Below are 664 nucleotides of genomic sequence, written 5' to 3'. Positions count from 1 at the left end.
AAGACGGGCTTCTGTTACGAAGATCTCCGAGGCATGAATGAAGCGGAGCGCGAGGCCTATATCGCCGCCTATACGAGGGAAGACAAGGCAAGAGGATTCGACCTTACAAAAGATACACTGATGCGTGTCTCGATTCTGCGGACCGGAGAAGAAACGCTGCGGTTCATCTGGAGCTTTCATCATATTGTGATGGACGGCTGGTGCTTGTCGCTTGTCACACAAGAGGTGTTCGGAACGTATTTCGCCCTCCGGGAGCAAAAACAGCCGGAGCTTGCGCCTGTAATGCCGTACAGTAGCTATATTGAGTGGCTGGAGCGGCAAGACAGCGAAGAAGCGTCCTGGTATTGGAGCGAGTATTTGGCCGGATACGAGCAGCAAACGCTGCTGCCGACGGAAAAACGGCAGCGCAAGATGGAAGGTTACGCTGCGGAAGAGCAGACCTGCATCGTGGGGCGCGAATTGACCGAACGGATGAACCAGGTGGCAAGGCGGCACCAGGTAACGATGAATACCGTGCTGCAAACCGTGTGGGGCATTGTACTGCACAAATACAACGGGAGCCGGGACGCGGTGTTCGGCAGCGTCGTCTCGGGCAGGCCGGCCGAAATCCGTGGGGTTGAACGGATGATCGGGCTGTTCATCAATACGGTTCCGGTACGAATCC

Annotated in this window: 1 protein-coding gene; it reads left to right on the top strand. The window is 56.0% G+C overall.

Features of this window, described 5'->3' with window-relative positions:
* On the top strand, window positions 1–664 hold a 664-nt coding region (locus tag QMG93_RS34980; protein WP_281944515.1), incomplete at both ends, for a condensation domain-containing protein.

This window comes from Paenibacillus tyrphae (assembly GCF_027925525.1).
Taxonomy (GTDB): domain Bacteria; phylum Bacillota; class Bacilli; order Paenibacillales; family NBRC-103111; genus Paenibacillus_G; species Paenibacillus_G tyrfis_B.
This window is presented reverse-complemented; position numbering and strand designations above follow the sequence as displayed.